Origin of the sequence: Chitinolyticbacter albus (assembly GCF_024437655.1) — a bacterium.
GTDB classification, from domain to species: domain Bacteria; phylum Pseudomonadota; class Gammaproteobacteria; order Burkholderiales; family Chitinibacteraceae; genus Chitinolyticbacter; species Chitinolyticbacter albus.
In genome coordinates, this window is record NZ_JANBVF010000015.1 from 90873 (window position 1) to 113760 (window position 22888).

Consider the following 22888-nt stretch of genomic DNA (forward strand, 5'->3'; position numbering starts at 1 on the left):
TTGAACAGGCTCTAACCACCGTAGGCCGCATCGCGCTCGGCCTGCGTCGGCGCGCCCGGCGTGGCTATGGGCTCGCCCGCCGTGGTAAAGAACGGCGTGCGCCGATACCGGCCGGACACCCGATCCCAGATCAGGCCCAGCGCAAACCCGGGCGCAACCAGCAGCGGGCTTCGCGCCACCACATTGGGTTCGCCCTGCGCGCTGCGCGTGTTGAGCCACAACCGCGGCGGCCCGAAACTCGCCTCCTGCGCCGCGGCATCGCCCAGCGCCGTGTGGACCAGCCCGACATAGGACAAGGTGCGTCGGCGCGCCGTATTGGCGATCGGCGTATTGCAGCAGCGCGCATACCAGCGCAGGGGTCCACCGGCAGTCAGCGTTAGGCAGGCCAGCAGCTCCTGTCCGGCGCTGAACGTGATGCTGCCAGCGCGCGTGGCCACGACGCAGGTGCCGCCATGCGCGTCGAGCACCGTCTCGGCGTTGCCGAGCAAGCGCGCGTAGGCCTGGCAGTCCTTGCAATAACAGATACCGCGGATGGCGCGCGCCGGAGCGAGCACCGTGCCACGCACACGACCACATCGACACTGTATGGAATGCGACATCGCAGCTCCTCACACAAAAAACCATGTTGAACGCCAGCCTAGCAGTTCCCCGCGTAGCCGCCAGCCAGCTCACACTGTATTAACCCGGATTTCGCAATAAATCAGTACGGCCGCGCAAATTTATGCCCGTGCTTGTTGGTGTCAGACTATCGCCATCTCGCCTCGGAGTGTAGCCATGACTCGCCTGCCCACTTTTTTCGTCTCGCATGGCTCGCCCATGCTGGCGCTCGACGCCGGCAACGCGGGCCGGGTGTGGGCCGCCATCGGCCACGACGTGCCGCGCCCGCGCGCGGTGCTAATGGTATCCGCCCACTGGCATCACCCTGGCAGCGCGGTCGGCGGCACGGCAAAACCGGAAACCATCCATGATTTCGGCGGTTTTCCGGACGAGCTCTACACGCTGCATTACGACGCGCCCGGCGCGCCCGAGGTCGCGCACGAGATTCCAGCGCTGCTCACCACGCACGGCTACGCGCCCGCCATCGACGCCGAGCGCGGGCTCGACCATGGCGCCTGGGTGCCACTGCGGGTGATGTATCCGAATGCCGATGTTCCCGTGCTGCAGCTGGCGCTCGACATGCGCCAGGGCCCCGCCTGGCACTACCGGCTGGGCCAGGCGCTGGCGGCGCTGCGCGACGCTGGCATCCTGATCGTCGGCTCGGGCAGCCTCACGCACAATCTGCGCGACGTGTTCGCGCCACCGGCGGTGATCCCCGACTATGTGACGCCGTTTCAGGACTGGATGCACGCACGGCTCGATCTGCATGACGTCGATGCCCTGCTCGACTATCGCCGCCAGGCGCCGCACGCCGTGCGCGCCCATCCCAGCGAGGAACATCTGCTGCCGCTCTACGTCGCCCTCGGCGCCGCAGCGGGCGAGCGCGTCACGCGGCTGCACGATGAGGTGACCGAGCGCGTGCTGGCGATGGACGTATACCGCTTCGGCTGAGTCATGGCCCGGGTCTGCTCGCCGCTGGCGCGATCACCGGCCGTGCACCACGCGGCTCAACTGCGCCACCGCCTCGTGGATCTCGGCGTGATCGAGTGTGGCATGCGCCAGCATCCAACCTTCGCGCCCGGGTTGGCCCAGATACAGCCCCGCCAACCCGCGCAGCTGCAGGCCGGCTAGTTTGCCGGCTGCGGTCCACGGCGCCTCCTTGCCCGGCGGCAGCCGGACCACGCCGCGCAGGCCGCTGTCGAAGCCTTGCGGGACCAGCTCGTCGCGCAGCGGATGCAAGGCTTCGAGCAACACGTCGCGCCGGCTGCGGTAGATCAGCCGGGTATGACGCAGGTGCTGTGCAAAGTAGCCCGCCTCAATGAAGCGCGCGGTCACCGCCTGCGCGATCTGGCTGCTGTAGCCATCGAACGCACGCCGCGCTGCCGCCAGTGCGGGGACCAACGGCTTTGGTACCACCGCATAGGCCAGCCGCAGCCCGGGAAACAGCACCTTGCTGAAAGTGCCGACGTAGAGCACGCAACCGGCGTCATCCAGCCCCTGCATGGCCGGCAGCGGCGCGTGGTCGTACTGGTATTCGCCGTCGTAGTCGTCCTCGATCACCCAGGCGCGCTGCGCCCTGGCGTAGTCCAGCAGCGCCAGCCGCCGCGCGAGCGACATCCTCATGCCCAACGGATACTGGTGCGATGGCGTGGTATAGATCAGGCGCGGCGTGGGCAAGGCCTGCTCCCGCCAAGTCAGTCCCTCGTCATCAACCGGTACACCGACAAGACTCGCTCCCGCCGCTTGCAGCGCGGCGCGCGCGCCCGGATAGCCAGGATCTTCCAGCCAGGTCACGTCGCCCGGATCGAGCAGCAGGCTGGCCAGCAGCTGGATCGCCTGCTGCGAACTCGTCATCACCAGCACCTGGTCCGCATCGCAGCGCACACCGCGTGACTGTGCCAGATAACCGGCAATGGCCTGGCGCAGCGGCAGATAACCGCGACTGTCGCCGTAGTCGAACAGGCTGTCCGGCCCCTTGAGCAATACTTCCGACTGCAGACGCTGCCAAAGTACCCGCGGAAACAGCCGAAGATCCGGCACCGCCGCGTGCAGGCCACGCCCCCAGGGCATGGTCGGGAGGATGCCGTCTGGCACCGTGGCCGAACCGCGCCGCGACAGGCCGGCGATGGCCGCATCACCGCTCGGCCGGCCCTGGCGTGGCGCCAAGGGAGCGACGGCAACAAAGGTGCCGGCGCCGACCCGCCGCCGCACATAGCCCTCGGCCTCGAGCCTCGCGTAGGCGGCCTCGACCGTGACCCGCGACACTCCCAGCGTCTGCGCCAGCGCGCGCGACGCTGGCAGCCGAGAACCCGGCGCGTGGGTGCCCGCCAGGATGGCATCGCGCAGTTGTCGGCTCAGCGTTTCCTGCAAGGTGATCGCAACATTTTGCGGCAGCAACATTGGTCTTATCCAGTCATGAAATTTGGCCACAAAGCCAAGGCCATTGGCATTCTAGACTGGCAGCGACTTCCCACACCACGAGCTCAGCATGAAAACGAATCCACATGGCCAGCCGATCGGCGCCCCTGTCACGGGCTGGCAAGCGCCAGCCTTCCCCACCCCGCGCGTACTCAGCGGCTACGGCTGCCGGCTCGAACCGCTGGACTGGCTGCACCACGGCGCCACGCTATGGCCGGCGCTGCAATCCGCTGGCGATGCCCTGTGGACCTATCTGCCCATCGGAGCGTTCGACACCGCCGAAGCGCTGCGATCCGCGCTGGCGAAACTGGGCGCCAGCGGCGACCCACAGTTCTATGCCATCGTCGACGACACCACTGGCGAAGCACTGGGTTTCGCCAGCTATCTGCGCATCGATCCCGAAGCCGGCAGCATCGAGGTCGGCTGGTTGTGCTACTCGCCCCGATTGCAGCGCACGGCGCTCGCCACCGCTGCGATGTACCTGCTGATGAGGAACGCCTTCGCGCTGGGCTACCGCCGCTACGAGTGGAAATGTGACGCGCTGAACGCGCCATCGCGTCGCGCGGCCGAACGGCTGGGATTCCGTTTCGAAGGCATCTTTCGCCAGGCGCGGGTGATGAAAGGCCGCAACCGCGATACCGCATGGTTCTCGGTGATCGATGGCGAATGGCCCGCATTGCAGGCCGCGTTCGAGCAATGGCTCGCGCCGGGTAATTTCGATGATGAGGGTCGGCAGCGGCAGGCTTTGAACAAGGCCGGCGTCCCGGTTGAACCAGCCAAATGCAGTGCCACCACGACAGTTGTGTGAGCCACGGCCCTCCACGGTTGCTCGTTGGGCCCATTGCCGCGACGCGCTCGCCGCCGCCCAACTGGGGACTGCGACAGACACGGCGTTCAGCCGCCGGATACCAGCCATCAAGGCCATGGCAGCGGTGTGCAGCCACTTGCCCCAGAAAAATTCAATAATTGTAATATTAAAGTCAGTAGGTGTAATATCCAGTTCCCGCAGTATCCAAGCACATACCGGACCTGCGAAATCCATAGCCTGAAAACCGCAAAACATAGGGTATCGACTGCAAACGTGCCCTCGCTCCGCCCCTCGGAGCTCTGGTCTGCTCTCGCTGATCACGCAGACCGATGCCCGGCAGACCAGCCTGGATTTACTTTTCCCCATCAGGATCGACACCATGACGCTAGAACAGCAACTGAACGAAGCGCGCGTGAAAAGCGCCGCCTGCGGCTACCTGCTGAACCTGCTCTTGCAACGCGCGGAGGTGCTCAAGCCTGGCCTCGTCGCGGAGCTGGCACACGCTGCGGTGGCAGACCAGGCGGGGGTGCACCCGGCAACGCCGAACAAAGATTTCATCGACCAGATCTTCGCCGAAACGACCAAGATGTTGCGCTTGACGGGCGCGCTGCCGAACGAAGAAGTCTCACGCCGCTAAACCCGCGACCCAAACAAAAACCCCGGCAAGCCGGGGTTTTTGTTTGGGTAGCCGCCGCTCAGGAGAAGAAATCCTTCACCTTGTCCATGAACGACTTGGCGCGCGGATTGTGCTTGGCCGAATCGCCCGCGCTGATCTCTTCAAACTCGCGCAGCAACTCCTTCTGCCGGCTGGTCAGGTTGACCGGCGTTTCCAGTACCACGTGACACATCAGGTCGCCATTTACCGCACTACGCACACCCTTGATGCCCTTGCCGCGTAGGCGGAACACCTGGCCGGTCTGGGTGCCGGCCGGAATGCTGATGCGCGCCTTGCCTTCCAGCGTCGGAATCTCGATCTCGCCGCCCAGCGCCGCCACGCTGATGCTGATCGGCATTTCACAATGCAGATCGCTGCCTTCGCGCTCGAACACGCTGTGCGCCTTGAGGTGCACCACCACATACAGATCGCCCGGAGGACCACCGTTCACGCCTGGCTCGCCCTCGCCGGAGAGGCGGATGCGATCGCCCTCGTCGACACCGGCGGGGATCTTCACCGCCAGCGTCTTGGCGGTCTGCACGCGGCCGGTGCCGCTGCACTTGCGGCACGGATCGGGAATGTAGCGGCCCGAACCATGGCACGTGGGGCAGGTCTGCTGGATGCTGAAGAAGCCTTGCGATACGCGCACCTGGCCGTGGCCGCCGCAGGTGTGGCAGGTCTTGACCTCGGTGCCGGGCTTGGCGCCGCTGCCATGACAGATATCGCACTCGTCGTGCGACGGGATCTTGATCTGCTTTTCGACGCCGCGCGCGGCTTCTTCCAGCGAGATTTCCATGTTGTAGCGCAGGTCGGCGCCGCGGTAGACGTTGGAACGTCCGCCACCGCCGCCACCGCGCCCGCCGCCACCGAAGATATCGCCGAAGATGTCGGAGAACGCATCGGCAAAGCCGCCGCCGCCGAAGCCGCCACCGCCCATGCCGGCCTGTGGGTCGACCCCGGCGTGGCCGTACTGGTCGTAGGCGGCGCGCTTTTGCGGCTCGGAGAGGATTTCGTAGGCCTCCTTGGCCTCCTTGAACTTGTCCTCGGCGTCCTTGCTGTCCGGATTGCGGTCCGGATGGTATTTCATGGCCAGCTTGCGGTAGGCCTTCTTGATTTCGTCGTCATCGGCGTCGCGGTTGACGCCAAGGATGTCGTAGTAGTCTTTCTTTGCCATGGATGGAAACCCTGTCTAATGCTCAGGCAGCGCTCGGATGGCCCATCTGCCGCAGGAAGCGGAAGTGGGCAGCCAGCGCTTGCCAGGTCGAACCGGAATCGAGATAGCGGATGTCGTACTCGGCACAGGTATCGCGGACGATGCGGCTGATGGCCGGGTAGTGCACATGGCTGACCTTGTGGAACAGGTGATGCTCGACCTGATAGTTGAGCCCGCCGGTGTAGAAGGTCGCCAGCGGCTTGCCGACGGCGAAGTTGGCCGTGGTACGCAGCTGATGCTCGGCCCACTCGTACGGCATCTTGCCGCCCTCGGCTGGGCCGGGGAACTCGGTCTCCGGCACGATGTGCGCCAGCTGGAACACGATCGACAACGTGAGCCCAAAGACCAGGTGTATGCCGATAAACACGAGCAGCACCTGCCAGACCGGGTGATACAGCATGGGCACGATCAGCGCGTAGGCGATATAGAACGCCTTGCTGAACAGGAAGTACGGCCACTCCCACCATTGCCGCGCCTGCATCGGCGTTTCGCCGATCTTGCCGCTGAACATGCGCTGCCAGTCGCTGTAGAGCAACAGGTAGAGTGACAACAAGCTGTACAGCGCCGGGGCATACCAGTGCTGAAAACGGTGGACACGATGACGTGGCTGATTCGGCGACAAACGCAGCAGCGCGCCGATGCAGATGTCGTCATCACGGCCGTCGACGTTGGTATAGGTGTGGTGCAGCAGATTGTGTTTTTGACGCCACAACACATTGCTGCTGCCCATGACATCCATCATCGCGCCAGCCACCCAGTTGAGCCAGCGTTTTTGCGAGAAGCTGCCGTGGCAGCCGTCATGCATGACGCTGAACGCCAACAGGGCCATGCTCTGCACCAGCACCAGTGCGGCGAGAGCGGCGCTCCACCAGTGCTCGACGCCCCACACCAGCATGGCGTAGCTGCCCAGTGTCAGGATCAGCGCGAACACGGCCTTCAGGTACAGCCGAGCATTGCCGGTCTGGGCCAGGCCACGCTCGGTGAAATAGCCGTCGACACGGCTCTTGAGCGCGGAAAAGAACTGGCTGCGGGGCGGAAACGCCAGCCGCTGAACTTCGGACATCATCACTCCTGCGCAACGCGCGAATAACAGACGCAAACGCCCGGCCAAGGGCCGGGCGCTGTCACAGTACAGGATTACTTGTTTTCTTTCACTTCGGTGAATTCGGCGTCGACCACGTTGCCGTCGTCGCCCTTGCCGGCGTCACCCCCGGCGGCACCAGCACCCGGAGCCGCGCCTTCGGCACCCTGCTGGCCATACATCTGCTCGGCGAGCTTGTGCGATGCCTGCATCAGCGCGTTGGTCTTGGCTTCGATCTCGTCCTTGTCGTCGCCCTTCACCACCGCTTCGAGCTCACTGATCGCGGTTTCGATGGCGGCCTTTTCGTCGGCGGCAATCTTGTCACCATACTCGGTGAGTGACTTCTTTACCGAGTGGATCATCGCATCGCCCTGGTTGCGCGCGCCCACCAGTTCGGACAATTTTTTGTCCTCTTCGGCGTTCAGTTCGGCGTCACGCACCATCTGCGCGATCTCGGCTTCGGACAGACCCGACGAGGCCTGGATCTTGATCTTGTTTTCCTTGCCGGTGGCCTTGTCCTTGGCGCTCACGTGCAGGATGCCGTTGGCGTCGATATCGAAGGTCACTTCGATCTGCGGCGTGCCACGCGGCGCCGGCGGGATATCCGACAGGTTGAACTGGCCCAGGCTCTTGTTGGCGGCAGCCTTCTCGCGCTCACCCTGCAGCACGTGGATGGTCACGGCGTTCTGGTTGTCATCGGCGGTCGAGAACACTTGCGATGCCTTGGTCGGGATCGTGGTGTTCTTCTGGATCAGCTTGGTCATGATGCCGCCCAGCGTTTCGATGCCAAGGCTCAGCGGGGTCACGTCCAGCAGCAGCACGTCCTTGCGATCGCCACCGAGCACGGCGCCCTGGATCGCGGCGCCGACGGCCACGGCTTCATCCGGGTTCACGTCGCGGCGCGCTTCCTTGCCGAAGAATTCCTTCACCTTCTCCTGCACCAGCGGCATGCGGGTCTGGCCGCCGACCAGGATCACGTCGTCGATGTCGGAAGCCTTAAGGCCAGCATCCTTCAGTGCGATGCGGCACGGCTCGATCGAGCGGGCGATCAGCTCTTCCACCAGCGATTCGAACTTGGCACGGGTGATCTTCAGCACCAAGTGCTTCGGGCCGGTCGCGTCCATGGTGATGTAGGGCAGGTTCACTTCGGTCTGGCTGGCGCTGGAGAGCTCGATCTTGGCCTTTTCCGCGGCTTCCTTCAGGCGTTGCAGCGCCATCACGTCCTGCTTCAGGTTGATGCCCTGCTCTTTCTGGAACTCGCCGATGATGTAGTCGATCAGGCGCTGGTCGAAATCCTCACCACCAAGGAAGGTGTCACCATTGGTGGCCAGCACTTCGAACTGCTTATCGCCATCGACATCGGCGATTTCGATGATGGAGATATCGAAGGTACCGCCGCCCAGGTCATACACGGCGATCTTGGAGTCGCCCTTCTCGTGCTTGTCCATGCCGAACGCGAGCGCGGCAGCGGTCGGCTCGTTGATGATGCGCTTCACGTCGAGACCGGCGATGCGGCCGGCATCCTTGGTGGCCTGGCGCTGGCTGTCGTTGAAGTAGGCCGGCACCGTGATCACGGCTTCGGTCACTTCCTCGCCCAGGTAATCCTCGGCGGTCTTCTTCATCTTGCGCAGCACTTCGGCGCTGATCTGCGGCGGGGCCTTCTTGTCGCCACGCACTTCCACCCAGGCGTCGCCGTTGTCGGCCTTGACGATGCTGTAGGGCATCAGATCGATGTCCTTCTGCACTTCCTTCTCAGCAAACTTGCGGCCGATCAGGCGCTTCACCGCGTACAGCGTGTTGCGCGGGTTGGTCACGGCCTGGCGCTTGGCCGGCGCGCCAACCAGGATTTCACCGTCTTCCTGATAGGCGATGATGGACGGCGTGGTGCGAGCGCCTTCGGCGTTCTCGATCACCTTGGGTTGGCCGTTCTCGATGACGGATACACAGCTGTTGGTCGTGCCGAGGTCGATACCGATGATTTTTGCCATTTTTTGCTTCCTTTCCTGTTCACGCCCCGCCTGGGCGAAGCATCAAGTTCAATAACCTTGTTCCGAAAGTGGGGATGCCCTGCGTCGTTTCAAGTCACCGACATGACAAGCCGGGAAAAACGCCCGTCGGGGTCATCCATGCATCGCGCTGATGCCGTCAAACTGGAGGGGCTACTTGGGCGCTGCCACGATCACCATGGCCGGGCGCAGCATGCGGCCTGCCAGTACGTAGCCCTTTTGCAGCACGCGCACCACGGTGTTGGCCTCCTGCTCGGCCGGCTCCATCGAGATGGCCTGGTGCAGGTTGGGGTCGAGCTTGTCGCCCGTTTGCGGCGCGATCTCCAACAGCTCGAACTTCTCGAAGGCGCTGGTCAGCGCCTTGGCGGTGAGATCCACACCCATTTTCAGCGCATCGAAATTGCCAGATTGATCCAGCAGCGCCATGTCCATCGCATCCTTCACCGATAGCAGCTCGCGCGCGAACTTCTCGACGGCGAACTTGCGCGCCTTGTCGACTTCCTCAGCGGCGCGGCGGCGGATGTTCTCGCCCTCGGCCTTGGCGTACAGCACGTCCTGGCGCGCCTTTTCCAGCTCGGCGGCCACCACGGCCATGCGCGCATCCAGGTTGTCCTCGGCGGCGTTCAGCTGGGCTTCGCTATTGTCGGTTGCGCCCTGATCGATTGTGGGTTCCAGATCTTCAGGTTTCTGTTCGTTGCTCATGGTCTTGCTCCCTAAAACTTGGCAATGCAAGGCCAAATGGGCGCCAGTGCCCACTTTTCAAGAGGCCCTACCCCATGCAGGGGCATATTCCGGCCCGGCGACTACGGCCAACCCGCGACTCTCGCAACGGTTACAATGCGCGAAATTTTTGGCAAACCCCATGGCAGGCCAGCCCATGCCCACTGCGCAGATAGAACTGCAAAGCACCATTGCCAGCACACCCAGGCACTCCTGGACGTTCGACTGGCCCAGTATCGAATTGACCGCGCGCGAGCTGATCCGCCAGGCAACGCTCGAGCGCTGTCGCCAGTACGCGCCTGCGCAACCGCAACACGATGCGACACTCAGCCAGGAAGCCATCGCGGCCCTGGCGGAGCAAGGCCGGATCGCGCTACCGGCAAGAGAATTGACTAGCGTGCCCGATCCCGAAGAGGAGGTGCAATTTGCCCTGGCGGCCTTCACCGGCCGCCGTTTCCTGCTACTGGCCGGTCAGCGGCAGATCAGGGAGCTGGACGAAGTGGTGACGCTCAGCCCGCTGGCGCCGCTCGTCTTTATCCGGCTCATTCCGCTACAAGGAGGCTGACCTCATGCCCGCCCACGCATTCAAGCTCGACCTGCTGCAGGCCCACTGGCCCTTGCTGGCCGAACAGCTGGCGCTCGCCTCTGAGCTCGACCCCCGCTACGCCGAATACACGGCGGCCCACCCTGAGCTCAGCATGGACTTTCGCCGCTGGGCGGACCTGTGCAGCGAGATCCTCGCGGACGGCGAGAGCCCCACGCTGGCGACAGCCTGGCTGGGCCGGATCGCCGAGCAGCTGCCCAGATCGCAGCTGCACCGGATGGTGCATCTGCTGGCCTTGCGAATCGAGTCCTTCTGCCTGACCCACCCGGCCTTCGAGCGCCAGCCCGATGGGCCCCGCCAGCGCGTCATCGCGGTGGAAACCCGCTTCGATCGGCAGGCATGCCTGCTTGAACTGGCCAGGCAGCTGATCGGCGAGTTGGGCGAAATCGAAGCGGCGCACGAAGCGCTCGCAGACTGGACGCTCGAACATGCGATGCAGCAAATGGCCTACTGGGCGGCCGGTTTACGTGTCGCATCCCGCCCGGTGAACTGGGCGCGCCATACTGCGGCGGACACTGATGATTTCCGAGCGCTGATGGGCCAGATCACAAGCGGCCAGCTCAGCTTCGATGAGGACGGAGCCTGGTCTCCAACCGCATCGCTCCACGCGCTGGCTTTCCAGCCGGGAACAGCGACCCACCTCGTTCGCCGGATCAGGCGTGGCCTGTCACTCGCGGTCGAGCAAGGCTGGCTGCCTTGCGCCAGCATCGCGTCGTTCTGTGAAAACCATCGCCACCTGGCGCCGCTGGAGCTGTTGAGCAGGACGCGCCAGGATTGGCCAGCCGCCTATCTGCCGTTACGCGAGACCCTGTACGAGGGGCTGCGTCTGGGGCTGGATACCGTTGCCGCCAGCCCGGAGCATTCATCGCAGCTGGAAGTCAGCTTGTCGATGCTGGACTACGCCGAGGCCGTTGATCCCTGGGGAAGCGCTACCTACTTCGATATCGCGGGCACGACGGCGCTGTTCTGGTATGCCGATAGGCTGGAGCAGGCGGGCGACGGCGCAACGATCAGCCCTGAATGGCGCCAACTGGCTCATGTCATCGCGCTGGAACAGGACGAAACCCATGCTGTCCTGGTGCGGCGCTTGCGCAACTATTCAACGTCAACGCTGCTGCAGCTGCTGCAATCGGCAACCTGGCTGACCGAGCCCGCGCTTTTCGACGTGCTGCGTCAGGCGCACCTGGAACCGCTGCGCGCATGGGTCCACCACTACCGGGCAGAACACGACCCGGAGTCCGACCCGCCCTTTGGCACCATCGCCATCGACGAGGTGGGCCCCCTGCTCGCCGCGCTGAGCCCGCAAGACTGGGATTGGCTGAAACAGCATTACCTGCCGGCAGATCTGGCCCAGCTCCTTGCGGCGATCGTCGGGCATGGCGCGGCGGCACTGGAAAAATCGGCGATGACCAAACACGCCCACCTGCCGATCATGGCCTTGGGCCTGCTGCCCTTGCCCGACAACGGAATGCGCATGGATGCGTGCCGCGCCCGATATCTGCAGCTCAAATCGCTGCATGACGCCGCCGCGCGTTATGGCGCGCAGCGCCAGGCCAACCAGCGCCAGGCGGTGCAGGTGGGACTGACCAACCTGGCCGGCAACGCAGGCTTCGACTCACCTGGAGAGCTGGAATGGCTGATCGAAACTGCCGAGGGCGAGGCACTGAACGAATGGCTGATCGGCCAGACCATCGGCGACTATCACGTATGCATCTCGCTGGAGTCCGGGCAGCAAGGGCTGATTGTGCGCAACGCCAAGGGCAAACTCCTCGCCCAGGCCCCGGCAGCCATCAAGAAGGATCCGGTATGGCTGGCCTACAAGGCGCAATGGGAGCAGCTACAGCAACAACGCCGCCGCTTTGTGCAGGTATTGGAAAGCCACCTCGTAAGGCAGACCTGGCTCTCGCCCGAGCAGCTCGAACAGGCACAGCAGCATCCGCTTGCCTATGCGCTGATCAAGGAGCTGGTCTGGGGTGATGAAGCGGGGCAATACGGCGCCTACCGCCTGGGTTTGCTGGCCCATCCGGACGGCTTTGCGGAGCCCGCAGGGCGGGTGCGGCTGGCCCATCCCATCGAATGGCTGCAGGGCGGCACGCTTGCCCGGTGGCAGGCCTGGGCGATCGGCTGCGGCATGCAGCAACCGATCAAGCAGGTATTTCGCGAGCTGTACGTTCCCACCCCGGCGGAAATCGAGGCCGGCGTGGTGTCGCAGCGCTATGCGGGGCGCTGGGTGAGCACCCGCCAGGCGCAAGGCATCTTCAAGGCACGGGGTTGGCGCCCTTCAGGCTGGAGCGAGGACGCGGAGCACAGCCGTCGCTTGCACGGCACGATACGCGCGCATATCGATTTCGACTTCCATCATCACTACTTCACCGAAGTGCCCGAAGTCGTCACTGCCGGCGTCTGGTTCAGCGAGGCGGGAACACCCATTGCCCTTACCGACGTACCTCCGATTGCCTTCAGCGAAGGCATGCGCGATCTTGATCTGCTGATCGCCCGCGCCCTCTTGCATGGCGCTGACAGCTACAGCTCGAACGAGAGCCTAACCGCTCGGCTGGCACTGATCAGCGCCATTGCGCCAGCGCTTGGCGGCGAGCGCATCAGGCTGGCAAATCCCCATGTGCACGTGGACGGCAAACGCGCGAACTACCGTATCCACCTGGGTAGCGGCCATATCCATATCGAGCCCGGCGCTTACCTGTGCGTCATCCCCGACTGGCAGTCGCTGCCGAAAAAGGCCGTACAACTGCCGTTTGAAGACAGCGATGCCCGTACTGCCGAAATCATCAGCAAGATCGTGCTGCTGCTCGATGACGACCAGATCCAGGACGAAGCTATCCTGGAGCAGCTACAACGCTCCATCGCCCCGGCCTGAGCCAAGCAGATCGCCCGGCCTACCAGACGTAGCCGAGCGCGAGGATGCCGGTGATTTCGTTGCTGCGATCGATCAAGGGGCTGTCGCGTGTGCCGCTGGCGTAGTGCTCGATGCCGACGATGCCGGAGGCGAGCCACTCCTTGTTGATGCGATAACTGGTGACCAGCGTTGCCATCGGCGAGATGGTGCTGCCAGTATCGTGCGCCGGTCGGCCTGGCGCCGCTTCGTGTTGCGAGACCCCACCGAAGTAGTAGTTGGCGAGATTGCTGCTGCGCCACACCACGCCGAAACCCGGCATCAGCAGCAAGCGCCCCTGCACCCAGGGGAAATCGGCCCACAGCAGGCCCTCCTGACCGTTGCTGGTGCCAGTCACGTCGCTGGAAACGCGCGCGGTGATCAGCGCGTAATCGGTGACGAGACTCGTGCCCAGGCCCGCCTCGAACTGCCATTCGCGCTGGTCCATGCCGTGCCAGGCGTCGGTATCCTCCGGATCGAGGTTGCCAAAGCGCACCCGGCCGTAGGCAAACAGGCCCACGCCATCACCGCGATAGAAGTAGTAGCGCACCCGATCACCCAGATACAGCGTGCGCTCGCCAAAGTAGACAAAGCCGGGCACGACAATGCCGCGCCGGTCCGCATCCTTGTAGCGAGGCGTATAGCCGATGGCGGCGGCCCCAACAACGAGGCCCGACGGCACGGGAGAATCATCGCCATCGGCGATGACAGCCTGCAGCCCGGAAATATCCACCTCGATCGCGGCAGCAAGGCCCGGGCAGCCAAGCAATGCGACTAGGCACAGCAGAGCAAGACGATCGCGCATCACGGCATCCTTTCGGGAACGGTTCTGTAGTGTAGGCATGGGCTGGCCGTATTCCATGTTTCCAGCAATTCCCCTGCCCACCACGCGACGCTATGACAGAGCCGGCGCCTCGCGACGCAGTCGGGAAAATGCGGCGGGCTCCCATTCCCGCAATGCCAGCAGCAGCCCCACGCCGCGCCGTTCGGCGAGCGGCACCGTGAGGCTGTCGCGATGCAGCTCGGCCAGATCCTGGCGCAGGCGCTTGAGCTGGCGCTGCAGTTGCGCCAGCGCGGCCGGGCTCAGCATGGCGTGGGTGAATTGCAGGCTAGCCTCCTCGCCGGCGAAGTCATGGGCGAGGAAATCGGGCTGGCCGTGCTCGCGGAAATAGCGGCGGATCGGGCCATCGGGCAGCCAGTCGAAGTCGCGGGCGACGGTAAGTCGGATGCGATTGCCCGGCAGCAGCGCAATCAAGCCCATGCGATCGAGCTGCAACAGCAGCTGCAGCGCTTCCAGTTCGCTCAACGCGTAGCGCGCAGTGATCTCGGCCAGCGACCAATGGTTGAGCGCGCATACGGCCACCAGCATCAAGCGATCGTCGGCAACGAGGCTAGCCTCCTGCTCGATGGTGAGGCGATGCAGATCCGCCTCGCCCCGCTCGGCTTCCTCGACCAATTCCGCCAGCGTCAACCCGGCCAGCGTCGCCAGCTGGCACAGCCGCTCCAGCGTGATGCCGCCACCGTTGAGCAGGCGCTTGATGCTGGGTTCGGACAGGCTGCTGGCCGCCGCCACCTGGCGATAGGTCAGGCCCGCCGCCTTGAGCTGGCGCTTGAGCGCGACCAGCAAACGCTGTGTTTCGTCCAAAAAGTATCTCCATACGATACTTTTAAGCTTATAGACTGCCACCAAAGCGATCAAGGTTTCATCCAGAACGCCACCCCATCACACTGCGCGCACCGCATCACTGAAGGAGACCGCAATGCGCGGCTGGCAACACACGTACACCCTGCTCATCACCCTGCTGGCGATCGCCGCCCTGGCCTGGCACGGCCCCATCCCGCAATGGCCTGACTACCACGCCTTCGCCGATCGTCGCAGCGGCTATGGCATCGCCAATGTCGCCGATGTGCTGTCCAACCTGCCTTTTGCCCTGGTCGCGCTTTACGGTGCGCTACGGCTCTGGCCGCGTCGCCACGCTGCGGCATTGCAGGCTGGCTGGAATGGCCATGCGTTGTTCCTGGTCGCGCTGCTGCTGACCGCCGTCGGATCGAGCTATTACCACCTAGCCCCCGACGACAGTCGACTGCTGTGGGACAGGCTGCCCATCGCGCTTGCCTGCGCCGGCCTGCTCGCCGGCGTGCACGCACAGGCCTGCGCTAGCCGGCAGCTGATCGAACTGTCCGTCCTTGCCGTCCTCAGCGTGCTGTGGTGGCATTGCACCGGCGATCTGCGCCCCTACGTTGCGCTGCAGCTCGCCCCACTGGTGCTGATCCCACTTTGGCAGTGGTATGCCCCGCGCCGTGACAGGCTGGCTTATGCCGCCGCCATCGCGCTCTACGTGCTGGCCAAGGTCGCCGAGTTGGCCGACCAGGCGATCCTCAACGCAAGTGCCATCGTGAGCGGCCATACGCTCAAGCACCTGCTGGCAGCCAGCGCCGCGCTGATGATCGTGCAGTGCCTGATCGGCAGGACGGCGACCCGCGCCGGCGCTTGAAACATCGCGATAAGTGCAATCCCCAACTTGTAGTCATTTTCGACAAACTACACTCTCATGGTGCAGCGCAAAATTTATTGCACCGCAACGGTGCACGCTGCAAAACCCATCAACCAGAGGCCAAAGGGCCAGCTTTTTTGCGGGAGAAAGCCATGAGTACGCGGGAAGAGCGCATTGCACAACTGGAGCAGGACTGGCGCGAGAATCCGCGCTGGAAAGGCATTCAACGCACTTATAGTGCAACAGATGTTGAAAGGCTGCGCGGTTCACTACAGATCGAACACACGCTGGCCCGCCGTGGCGCTGACAAGCTGTGGGCGCTGATGCACGAAACGCCGTACGTGCACGCACTGGGCGCGCTGACTGGCAATATGGCCATGCAGCAGGTCAAGGCCGGCCTCAAGGCCATCTATCTTTCGGGCTGGCAGGTGGCGGCAGATGCCAACATCGCCGGCGAAATGTACCCGGACCAGTCGCTGTACCCGGCCAATTCGGTGCCGGCGGTGGTGCGACGCATCAACAACACCTTCCAGCGCGCAGACCAGATCAGCCACGCCGAAGGTGACGACAGCGTCGATTACTACGCGCCCATCGTGGCCGATGCCGAAGCCGGTTTCGGCGGCGTGCTGAACGCCTTCGAGCTGATGAAGGGCATGATCGAAGCCGGCGCCGCCGGCGTGCACTTCGAAGACCAGCTGGCCTCGGTAAAGAAGTGTGGCCACATGGGCGGCAAGGTGCTGGTGCCGACGCGCGAAGCGGTGGAAAAGCTGGCTGCCGCCCGCCTTGCCGCCGACGTGTTGGGCGTGCCCACCATCCTGATCGCGCGCACCGACGCCGAAGCAGCCGATTTGCTGACGAGCGACGTGGACGACAACGACCGGCCGTTCTGCACCGGCGAGCGCACACCCGAAGGCTTCTACCGCACCAAGCCGGGCCTGGAGCAGGCAATCAGCCGCGGTCTTGCCTACGCGCCATACGCCGATCTGATCTGGTGTGAAACCGGCAAGCCGGACCTGGAATACGCGCGCAAGTTCGCCGAGGCCATCCACGCCAAGTTCCCTGGCAAGATGCTGGCCTACAACTGCTCGCCGAGCTTCAACTGGAAGAAGAACCTCGATGACGCCACCATCGCGAAATTCCAGCGCGAACTGGGCGCCATGGGCTACAAGTTCCAGTTCATCACGCTGGCCGGTTTCCACGCGCTCAACTACGGCATGTTCAATCTCGCCTACGGCTACGCACGCCAGGGCATGACGGCGTTCGTGGAGCTGCAGCAGGCCGAATTCGCTGCCGCCGACCGGGGCTTTACCGCCGTGAAGCACCAGCGCGAAGTGGGTACCGGCTACTTCGACTCGGTAACGCAGGTGATCCAGCAAGGCCAGTCGAGCACCACCGCGCTGAAGGGTTCGACCGAGGAGGAACAGTTCCACTAAGCGCCGCGCTCACGCGGCCAACAGAACCCTTCTGGCCACGTCGCGCTCACTTGCCGTACGTTTTAGTACTGTCTGGGTTTCACGCTTCTTGCCAGAACCGCTGCGCTGGGTTCTGTTAACCGCTCTTTGTTCTGTTTTGCAGTAAAGCGCTCGCGTCATTCACCCGGCCCACCCGCAAACCGGGCGGATGCAGCGAGCGCCGGCTGTACCCGATTGGATTGCTGGCGCGGCGGACCATCCCGCACCCGCCGCATTGCCAGCAACCCGCCTGCTTGCGCCAACAGCGCAAGCCGCCGGCACCTCAAGCCCGGGTGCCGGCAGCCGCACCACGATGCCGCTCGTTCCAATCCGGACGAGCGGCATTATTCATGATGTCGCCCGATCTTCTTCCCGCTCCCCAGCAAATTCAGTCAGCAGGAAATCGACAAAACTGCGTACCCGCGCGCCCGGCACGCGATCCGGCTTGCGCATCGCATAGATAGGCCGCTGCGGCAGCAACCAATTGGGCAACAATGGCACCAGCAACCCCGCCGCGATCGGTTCGTCCAGCAGCACATCTGCCTGCACCACCACGCCGTGCCCGGCGAGCGCCGCCACCAGCAGCGCCTGGCCGTTGTTGATGGTGAGGCTGGGCTTGAAGGACACGACCACCGTCTCTTCGTCGCGACTGAAACGCAGCTGCGGCGTATCGCCCCAGGGAGAAAAGCCGAGCAGCCGGTGCCCGGCCAGCGCCTGCGGATGGTCCGGGACGCCATCGCGGGCCAGGTAAGCGGGGCTCGCGGCAATGCGCATCCGGCTCGTTTGCAACAGCCGCGCGATCAAGGGGCTATCCTTGGCGGGCTCGCCCGAGCGGATCGCAAGGTCGTAGCCCTCCTCTTCCAGATCCACCAGCCTGTCGTTGAGGTTGAGCTCCACCGTCACCGCCGGATAGCGCTGCTGGTAGGCAGCGACCAGCGGCGTCAGCCTGTGCACGCCATAGGTGACCGGCGCGGTCACCCGCAACAGGCCGCTGGGCTCGGCAGTGAGCTGGTCGGCCACGCGATCGGCCGCCGACACGCTGGCGAGCACATCGCGGCAGCGCTCCAGATACGCCGCACCAATGGCCGTGAGCGCATGGCGCCGCGTGGTGCGGTGGATAAGGCTAGCGCCCAGATGCCGCTCCAACGCCGCCACATGGTTGGCCACCATGGTGCCCGAAAGCCGTAGCGCCGCTCCGGCCGCGGCAAAGCTGCCGCGCTCGGCCACGCAGACAAATACCGCCATGCTGGTCAGCTGGTCCATTCCCAATTCATGCTTGTGACTGATCGAATCGGTACATTCTTTATCAAGAACCCCAATCAGAAAAGAATAGGACGCATCTCCTCAGCCGGATTGCGACATGCGCCTCCCCCTCACTGGCATCCCCTTTATCGCCGGCCTGCTCGCCAGCACCGTCACGCTCGCCGCGCCCAACGCCCATATGCTGCCGCCGGACTGGTACCCGGAAAGCGTGGCCGCCGCGCAGGATGGCACGCTCTATATCGGCAGCTGGCGCCAGGGCGCCGTGGTGCGCGTCCGCCCGGATGGCGCCACTCGGCAGCTGGTGCCGCCCGGCAGCGGTGGACTCGCCAACACGCAGGGCCTCGCCATCGACGAGGCGCGGCGCGCACTGTGGGTGTGCTCGGGCAACCTGGGCCTGACCACGGTGCCCGCCACGCCCAGCGCGCTCAAGCGCTACGACCTCGCCACCGGCGAAACGCAGGCGAGCTACCCGCTGCCGGACGAAGGCTATTGCAATGACCTGGTGGTGGATGGCGCCGGCACGGTCTATCTCACCGATTCCTACCATCCGCGCGTGTTGCGACTGCGACCCAGGGACACTGCACTCTCGGTCTGGCTCGATCAGCCTGAGCTCTTGGCCGACAGCCCCAAGCTGGAAATGAACGGCAAGCGCTTCACCTTCAACGGCATTGCCCTCGATGGTGATCGGCTCTACCTGAGCGCCGTCGCCGCCGTGCCCTGGCTATGGCGCATCGATATCGGTGCGGATGGTGCAGCGGGCGCCAGCACGCGGCTGGACATGCCGCGCCCGCTGCGCAATGCCGACGCACTGCGGGTGATAGGCCAAGATGAGCTCCTGGTCTTTGAGAGCAACGCCTTTGGCGAGCGACGCAATGAAGGCACCGTCACCCGGCTGCGCCTGACCGACGGAATAGCCGAACTGCGCACGCTGGTGCAAGGGCTCGACGCGCCCTCCTCTGGCACGTACGCGCGAGGCCGGGTGTGGTTCATCGAATCCAAATACGATCTCTTGCTGCGCCACGCCCAGAACCCGAACGCGATTCCGGATCAGGTGCCGTTCACCGTGCAGTCCATCCCGCTCGCAACAGGCAGCGAGCGTCGTCCGGTCCATTGACAGCGGCCAGCTCTGCCTGGACGTAGCCACCCCGCGCCTATCGCGCACTCGCCAGCGAGCTGCGCTGGGCCTCGCCAGCCGGGTGATCAACCGTCTGCCGCGAGGCATGGCAAGCAATACTTGATAGACTGGCCGCGCGTCTTAAAGCGGCCATTTGCATGCATTCAGTTTTATCGCGCATGCTGTCTATCATCCCTAGCACCCATAAATATGATGAAAGCCGTCCCGGCCATTATTCTTGCTGCCTTCCTGATCGCGCCGATCCCGGCAGTTGCCTGCATTGCCGCTGGCGAGGCCCAACTTCACCAGAACATTCGCTACTACCCCATCGTCGGCGACACCACCGAGCATTGGCCGTCCCAATCCCAGGCGCAGATCGGCTCCATTACGTCGTTCTTGCTGCCGATCGACGCCACGGTCGAGCTCAAGCACATCGAGCAAGGTGCGCTGCCGCCATTGACCCTTTTCGGCGAGGCCAGCCATGAGCAAATGCGGGCGTCGCGCGACGTGGTGCCCAGATGGCGCGACATTCCCTATGACGCGAAGAAATTCCGCTGGGTGCATATTTATGCATCGAGTTTTGGCATCAGCGAAGTGCGCATGAGCGCGCCCTCAGGCTGGGCGAAAACCATGAAGCTCACGCTGAACTATCCATCGCCGACCGAGCAGGCGCTGCGCCCGGCAATCGCCCTGACGCTGGGCCAGGGCGAGATGCAGACGGCCACGGTGGATGCCTACGACAACATCGAAGTGACGCTGCCCGGCAGCGTGTCCGACGGCTGGACGGCATCATCCGCTGCGGATGCCGGCTTCGAGCTGATCCGCGTTGAGCAGGTGCAGAAGGTCAGCGGCAAACCCGAAGTGAAGCTCTTCTTTGCCGGAACGCGCAATCCCAAGAGCGCCACGGTGACAGTCAAGCAAGGCAGCGGCTTTGGCGCGAAATCCATCCAGTTCAAGATCAAAGCCGTTCCCACGCCAGCATGCTGAGGAGCACGACGATGCGCATATTCATTTACCTGATCCCGGCGTTATGGGCCTGCTACTGCGGGCAGGCCGCTGCCGACGTCCTTCCGCCACAGGCTGCCTCGGCGGCAGAGCGGCTGCGCAACAACCCCAAGGCATTTGATCGCTACGACAATTTTTGCGCCGGCAAGAAAAGCGGCGACGCCTGCGTGATCCCGGGCACCGCCTTTGCCGGCGGCGGCAATGGCAGATGCGATAACGACATCAACCGCAAGACCTACACCATCGATCTGCATTGTGTACGCGAGGGCTATGTCACCATCGAGCGCCAGTTGCCAGAAGGCGGATTCGTACACGATGAACAGCTGTGCCGCAGCAAGGCAGCGCATGAAAGCGAGGAGCCGGCGCCAAAGTGGAACTGCACCCCGCTCACGCCGACGCCGTCCGATGCGTTCTGCAAAGGCAAGAGCATCAACAGCGCCTGCACTGTGGAGCTGACTTATAAAGGCGCGCTACAGCGAGATGAAGGCGTATGCAAGGAAATCGTCGAAACGGAGCGGTTCTATTATCAGGGCCGCCGCGAGGCAACGCGCAAGGTCATACAGTGCATGCCCAAGGAAGAATTCACCCGCAGCTTTACGCCAGCCAGTTGGTGGCAAAAGCTGCTGCAATAGTGCGTTAAGCCCCGCACACACTACGCAAACGTCATCCATCTCCAAGGAAAGGGCGCCATGGCCAAATACCTGATCTCCTTCCCCAGCGCGGCGATGGTCGTTCCCGAGAACGAGTTGGAATCGGTGGGCCGTGCCGCGCACGCCGTGATCGAGGAGGCGAAGGCCGCCGGCGTCTACGTCTTCGCCGGCGGCATAGCCGAAGACGTGCCGCCCGTGCTCGTCGCGGCCGACGCCTCGATCGCCGAGGGTGGCTACCCATGGGCGCCCCCGCTCAACGGCGGCTACACCGTGCTCGAACTGCCTTCGCGCGAAGCGGCCATCGCGTGGGCCGCGCGCCTTGCACAGGCCTGCCGGTGCCAGCAGGAGCTGCGCGTCTTCGGGTCCGATCAGCAGTCCTGAAGGCGGCACTGAGTGACGCAGAAAGTGCAGCCTAACCATACATTCAAACCGACGCCGCTCCCCGGCTTGATCCAGGCGATATGAACCAGTTACAAGGGCTCGGTCTGACGCTGGCCTGCGAAGTGCCGGTCATGGTCATGCTGGCACGGTCCCAGCCGACTTCGCGCGTGTTTGTTGCGGCAGTGCTCGCCTCTGCCATGACGCACCCCATCGCCTGGAAGATGGCATCCATCCTGTCGCCCCATGAATATCGCCAGGGGCTATGGGCGATAGAGGCGGGCGTGGTCCTGGCGGAAGCGACCTGGTATCACTGGTGGCTGCACACCCGCTTCAGTCGCACCTTGCTGTGGTCATTGCTTGCCAATGCCACGTCCTTCGGCCTCGGTTGGCTCTTGTTACGCAGCTGAACAGCCATGTCACGCCCCCTTGCACACGCCACCTTTCTGACACTGCTACTCGCGCTGGCCTTATGGCTACCGCTGCCGCTCTACCTGGTCTCGATCGCCCTGTTCGGCTTGCCGCATGTGATCTGGGAGATGGGTTTCTTGCGCAGCCGGTATGCCGCGCGATGGCCGGCGCGATGGTGGTTCGGCTTATGGACAGTGCTGCTGATCCAGGCCGGTGCGCGTGGCGCAACCTGGTCAGGCCACTTCCTGGCCACATCGAGCCAGATCATCGATCTGCTGACTTTGCTGCTGCTGGCCGTGCTCGTCGCCCTTGCCCCCAAAGGCGCGGGCTGGCGCGTGCGCATTGCCGGCTTGATCATGGCCTCAGCCATGCTGTACCTGCTGCAGGAAGGGCATATCCTCTGGGTGCTGTTGTTGCTCGGCGTGGCGCACAACTTCACCCCGGTGCTCATGGCGTGGGATATGGCGCGTCAATATCCGCCGGCCCAGACACTCGCCTGGTACATCAGCGGCCTTTTCGCGCTGCCCCTGATCGTTGCATTGAGTGGCTGGAACGGCGGCTCCGCCCCGGCACCAGTGCAGCAGTATCTCGGACTGCTCGATGGACTATGGCCGGTGGGCTGGGGCGGTGATCAACGCGCTGCGCTCTTGTCGGCCATCGTCCTTGCGCAGTGCCTGCATTACTACTGCGTCATCCATCTGCTGTCGAGTGCCGAGACGCGGCGCGTGGCCAGACCCGTGATCACAACGCCCATCTGCATTGCCGCGTGCCTGGCGGTGGCGTCGCTGCTGATCTACTTCGCCCATGACTATGCCGCGGCACGGTCGCTCTATGGCATCGCCGCAGGTGCCCATGCCTGGCTGGAGTGGCCGATCCTGCTGATGGCCTTGCTGGGCTCCACGCGCGGCAATGCACCAAACCTGCAAGCGAATGAAAGCGGCGTATCGGCTTAGGCAATACAAAGAAAACGCCAGCGCGAAACGCAATTGATTTCCTGGGGGAATTGTCCCCGCCCCTGGCAGGAAACGGCCTCTATTTGCAAAACGACATCTATATGTGGGGCCATCGCAGGCACGCGTTGTATCCCCCGGGGATATCGGTGAAGATGACACCGGGTTCTTCTGAACAA

General features: G+C 64.0%; 22 protein-coding genes. 13 read left to right on the forward strand and 9 right to left on the reverse strand.

Annotation, left to right across the window (positions count from 1 at the left end):
* Positions 1–11: 11 nt before the first annotated feature.
* Positions 12–599 carry a DUF6151 family protein gene (locus NLI84_RS10770; protein ID WP_255990096.1) on the reverse strand — a complete coding sequence of 196 codons (588 nt, stop codon included), beginning with the start codon at positions 597–599 and terminating at the stop codon, positions 12–14.
* Positions 600–774: 175 nt separating this feature from the next.
* Here NLI84_RS10770 and NLI84_RS10775 point away from each other — a divergent pair, with 175 nt between their 5' ends.
* Positions 775–1548: a DODA-type extradiol aromatic ring-opening family dioxygenase gene (locus tag NLI84_RS10775; RefSeq protein WP_255990097.1), complete on the forward strand. Its 774-nt coding sequence runs from the start codon at positions 775–777 to the stop codon at positions 1546–1548.
* A gap of 33 nt (positions 1549–1581) precedes the next feature.
* Here the strand turns inward: NLI84_RS10775 and pdxR are convergent, their stop codons facing one another.
* Complete coding sequence (gene pdxR, locus NLI84_RS10780) at positions 1582–2997, reverse strand: MocR-like pyridoxine biosynthesis transcription factor PdxR (RefSeq protein ID WP_255990098.1); 1416 nt, start codon at positions 2995–2997, stop codon at positions 1582–1584.
* A gap of 88 nt (positions 2998–3085) precedes the next feature.
* On the opposite strand from pdxR, the gene NLI84_RS10785 reads away from it, so the two are divergent.
* Together NLI84_RS10785 and NLI84_RS10790 are read left to right on the forward strand one after the other, a co-directional pair.
* Complete coding sequence (locus tag NLI84_RS10785; RefSeq protein WP_255990099.1) at positions 3086–3823, forward strand: GNAT family N-acetyltransferase; 738 nt, start codon at positions 3086–3088, stop codon at positions 3821–3823.
* Between the two features lie 379 nt (positions 3824–4202).
* The gene (locus NLI84_RS10790; RefSeq protein WP_255990100.1) at positions 4203–4460 is read left to right on the forward strand and encodes a hypothetical protein; all 258 of its coding nucleotides are present in this window, start codon (positions 4203–4205) and stop codon (positions 4458–4460) included.
* Positions 4461–4518: 58 nt separating this feature from the next.
* Here the strand turns inward: NLI84_RS10790 and dnaJ are convergent, their stop codons facing one another.
* The 4 genes from dnaJ to grpE all read right to left on the reverse strand — a co-directional run bounded on the left by dnaJ (position 4519) and on the right by grpE (position 9480).
* Positions 4519–5652 (reverse strand): molecular chaperone DnaJ, encoded by a 1134-nt coding sequence (gene dnaJ / locus NLI84_RS10795; protein WP_255990101.1) that lies wholly within the window; start codon positions 5650–5652, stop codon positions 4519–4521.
* A 22-nt stretch (positions 5653–5674) separates the two neighbouring features.
* Entirely contained in the window at positions 5675–6754 is a 1080-nt protein-coding gene (locus NLI84_RS10800) for a fatty acid desaturase family protein (protein WP_255990102.1), read from the reverse strand.
* 74 nt (positions 6755–6828) lie between these two features.
* Positions 6829–8760: a molecular chaperone DnaK gene (gene dnaK, locus NLI84_RS10805; protein WP_255990103.1), complete on the reverse strand. Its 1932-nt coding sequence runs from the start codon at positions 8758–8760 to the stop codon at positions 6829–6831.
* A gap of 171 nt (positions 8761–8931) precedes the next feature.
* Complete coding sequence (gene grpE, locus NLI84_RS10810; protein WP_255990104.1) at positions 8932–9480, reverse strand: nucleotide exchange factor GrpE; 549 nt, start codon at positions 9478–9480, stop codon at positions 8932–8934.
* 160 nt (positions 9481–9640) lie between these two features.
* Between grpE and NLI84_RS10815 the strand changes: the two genes are divergently transcribed.
* Both NLI84_RS10815 and NLI84_RS10820 read left to right on the forward strand, forming a co-directional pair.
* Complete coding sequence (locus NLI84_RS10815) at positions 9641–10063, forward strand: hypothetical protein (protein WP_255990105.1); 423 nt, start codon at positions 9641–9643, stop codon at positions 10061–10063.
* 4 nt (positions 10064–10067) lie between these two features.
* Positions 10068–12977: a DUF4132 domain-containing protein gene (locus NLI84_RS10820; protein ID WP_255990106.1), complete on the forward strand. Its 2910-nt coding sequence runs from the start codon at positions 10068–10070 to the stop codon at positions 12975–12977.
* 19 nt (positions 12978–12996) lie between these two features.
* On the opposite strand, the gene NLI84_RS10825 is transcribed toward NLI84_RS10820, so the two are convergent.
* On the reverse strand, positions 12997–13797 hold the full coding sequence (locus tag NLI84_RS10825; RefSeq protein WP_255990107.1) for a MipA/OmpV family protein: 801 nt from the start codon (positions 13795–13797) through the stop codon (positions 12997–12999).
* A 90-nt stretch (positions 13798–13887) separates the two neighbouring features.
* On the reverse strand, positions 13888–14637 hold the full coding sequence (locus tag NLI84_RS10830) for a helix-turn-helix domain-containing protein (RefSeq protein WP_255990108.1): 750 nt from the start codon (positions 14635–14637) through the stop codon (positions 13888–13890).
* Between the two features lie 115 nt (positions 14638–14752).
* On the opposite strand from NLI84_RS10830, the gene NLI84_RS10835 reads away from it, so the two are divergent.
* Together NLI84_RS10835 and aceA are read left to right on the forward strand one after the other, a co-directional pair.
* Positions 14753–15487 carry a hypothetical protein gene (locus tag NLI84_RS10835; protein WP_255990109.1) on the forward strand — a complete coding sequence of 245 codons (735 nt, stop codon included), beginning with the start codon at positions 14753–14755 and terminating at the stop codon, positions 15485–15487.
* A gap of 152 nt (positions 15488–15639) precedes the next feature.
* Positions 15640–16920: an isocitrate lyase gene (gene aceA / locus NLI84_RS10840; RefSeq protein ID WP_255990110.1), complete on the forward strand. Its 1281-nt coding sequence runs from the start codon at positions 15640–15642 to the stop codon at positions 16918–16920.
* A 366-nt stretch (positions 16921–17286) separates the two neighbouring features.
* On the opposite strand, the gene NLI84_RS10845 is transcribed toward aceA, so the two are convergent.
* Entirely contained in the window at positions 17287–18201 is a 915-nt protein-coding gene (locus NLI84_RS10845) for a LysR family transcriptional regulator (RefSeq protein ID WP_255990111.1), read from the reverse strand.
* Positions 18202–18298: 97 nt separating this feature from the next.
* On the opposite strand from NLI84_RS10845, the gene NLI84_RS10850 reads away from it, so the two are divergent.
* The 6 genes from NLI84_RS10850 (at position 18299) to NLI84_RS10875 (ending at position 22712) form a co-directional block, all read left to right on the forward strand.
* The gene (locus tag NLI84_RS10850) at positions 18299–19315 is read left to right on the forward strand and encodes an SMP-30/gluconolactonase/LRE family protein (RefSeq protein WP_255990112.1); all 1017 of its coding nucleotides are present in this window, start codon (positions 18299–18301) and stop codon (positions 19313–19315) included.
* Between the two features lie 120 nt (positions 19316–19435).
* On the forward strand, positions 19436–20302 hold the full coding sequence (locus NLI84_RS10855; RefSeq protein WP_255990113.1) for a hypothetical protein: 867 nt from the start codon (positions 19436–19438) through the stop codon (positions 20300–20302).
* 11 nt (positions 20303–20313) lie between these two features.
* A complete protein-coding gene (locus NLI84_RS10860; protein ID WP_255990114.1) occupies positions 20314–20952 on the forward strand; it encodes a hypothetical protein in 639 nt (212 codons plus the stop codon).
* Positions 20953–21009: 57 nt separating this feature from the next.
* Positions 21010–21351: a YciI family protein gene (locus NLI84_RS10865; RefSeq protein ID WP_255990115.1), complete on the forward strand. Its 342-nt coding sequence runs from the start codon at positions 21010–21012 to the stop codon at positions 21349–21351.
* A gap of 80 nt (positions 21352–21431) precedes the next feature.
* A complete protein-coding gene (locus tag NLI84_RS10870) occupies positions 21432–21758 on the forward strand; it encodes a hypothetical protein (protein WP_255990116.1) in 327 nt (108 codons plus the stop codon).
* A 6-nt stretch (positions 21759–21764) separates the two neighbouring features.
* A complete protein-coding gene (locus NLI84_RS10875; protein WP_255990117.1) occupies positions 21765–22712 on the forward strand; it encodes a hypothetical protein in 948 nt (315 codons plus the stop codon).
* The last annotated feature ends 176 nt before the right edge of the window (positions 22713–22888 follow it).

Coding starts and splice junctions, on each gene's coding strand:
- NLI84_RS10770 (WP_255990096.1), bottom strand. CDS start 599: ATGTCGCATTCCATACAGTGTCGATGTGGTCGTGTGCGTGGCACGGTG.
- NLI84_RS10775 (WP_255990097.1), top strand. CDS start 775: ATGACTCGCCTGCCCACTTTTTTCGTCTCGCATGGCTCGCCCATGCTG.
- pdxR (WP_255990098.1), bottom strand. CDS start 2,997: ATGTTGCTGCCGCAAAATGTTGCGATCACCTTGCAGGAAACGCTGAGC.
- NLI84_RS10785 (WP_255990099.1), top strand. CDS start 3,086: ATGAAAACGAATCCACATGGCCAGCCGATCGGCGCCCCTGTCACGGGC.
- NLI84_RS10790 (WP_255990100.1), top strand. CDS start 4,203: ATGACGCTAGAACAGCAACTGAACGAAGCGCGCGTGAAAAGCGCCGCC.
- dnaJ (WP_255990101.1), bottom strand. CDS start 5,652: ATGGCAAAGAAAGACTACTACGACATCCTTGGCGTCAACCGCGACGCC.
- NLI84_RS10800 (WP_255990102.1), bottom strand. CDS start 6,754: ATGTCCGAAGTTCAGCGGCTGGCGTTTCCGCCCCGCAGCCAGTTCTTT.
- dnaK (WP_255990103.1), bottom strand. CDS start 8,760: ATGGCAAAAATCATCGGTATCGACCTCGGCACGACCAACAGCTGTGTA.
- grpE (WP_255990104.1), bottom strand. CDS start 9,480: ATGAGCAACGAACAGAAACCTGAAGATCTGGAACCCACAATCGATCAG.
- NLI84_RS10815 (WP_255990105.1), top strand. CDS start 9,641: ATGGCAGGCCAGCCCATGCCCACTGCGCAGATAGAACTGCAAAGCACC.
- NLI84_RS10820 (WP_255990106.1), top strand. CDS start 10,068: ATGCCCGCCCACGCATTCAAGCTCGACCTGCTGCAGGCCCACTGGCCC.
- NLI84_RS10825 (WP_255990107.1), bottom strand. CDS start 13,797: ATGCGCGATCGTCTTGCTCTGCTGTGCCTAGTCGCATTGCTTGGCTGC.
- NLI84_RS10835 (WP_255990109.1), top strand. CDS start 14,753: ATGCGCGGCTGGCAACACACGTACACCCTGCTCATCACCCTGCTGGCG.
- aceA (WP_255990110.1), top strand. CDS start 15,640: ATGAGTACGCGGGAAGAGCGCATTGCACAACTGGAGCAGGACTGGCGC.
- NLI84_RS10845 (WP_255990111.1), bottom strand. CDS start 18,201: ATGGACCAGCTGACCAGCATGGCGGTATTTGTCTGCGTGGCCGAGCGC.
- NLI84_RS10850 (WP_255990112.1), top strand. CDS start 18,299: ATGCGCCTCCCCCTCACTGGCATCCCCTTTATCGCCGGCCTGCTCGCC.
- NLI84_RS10860 (WP_255990114.1), top strand. CDS start 20,314: ATGCGCATATTCATTTACCTGATCCCGGCGTTATGGGCCTGCTACTGC.
- NLI84_RS10865 (WP_255990115.1), top strand. CDS start 21,010: ATGGCCAAATACCTGATCTCCTTCCCCAGCGCGGCGATGGTCGTTCCC.
- NLI84_RS10870 (WP_255990116.1), top strand. CDS start 21,432: ATGAACCAGTTACAAGGGCTCGGTCTGACGCTGGCCTGCGAAGTGCCG.
- NLI84_RS10875 (WP_255990117.1), top strand. CDS start 21,765: ATGTCACGCCCCCTTGCACACGCCACCTTTCTGACACTGCTACTCGCG.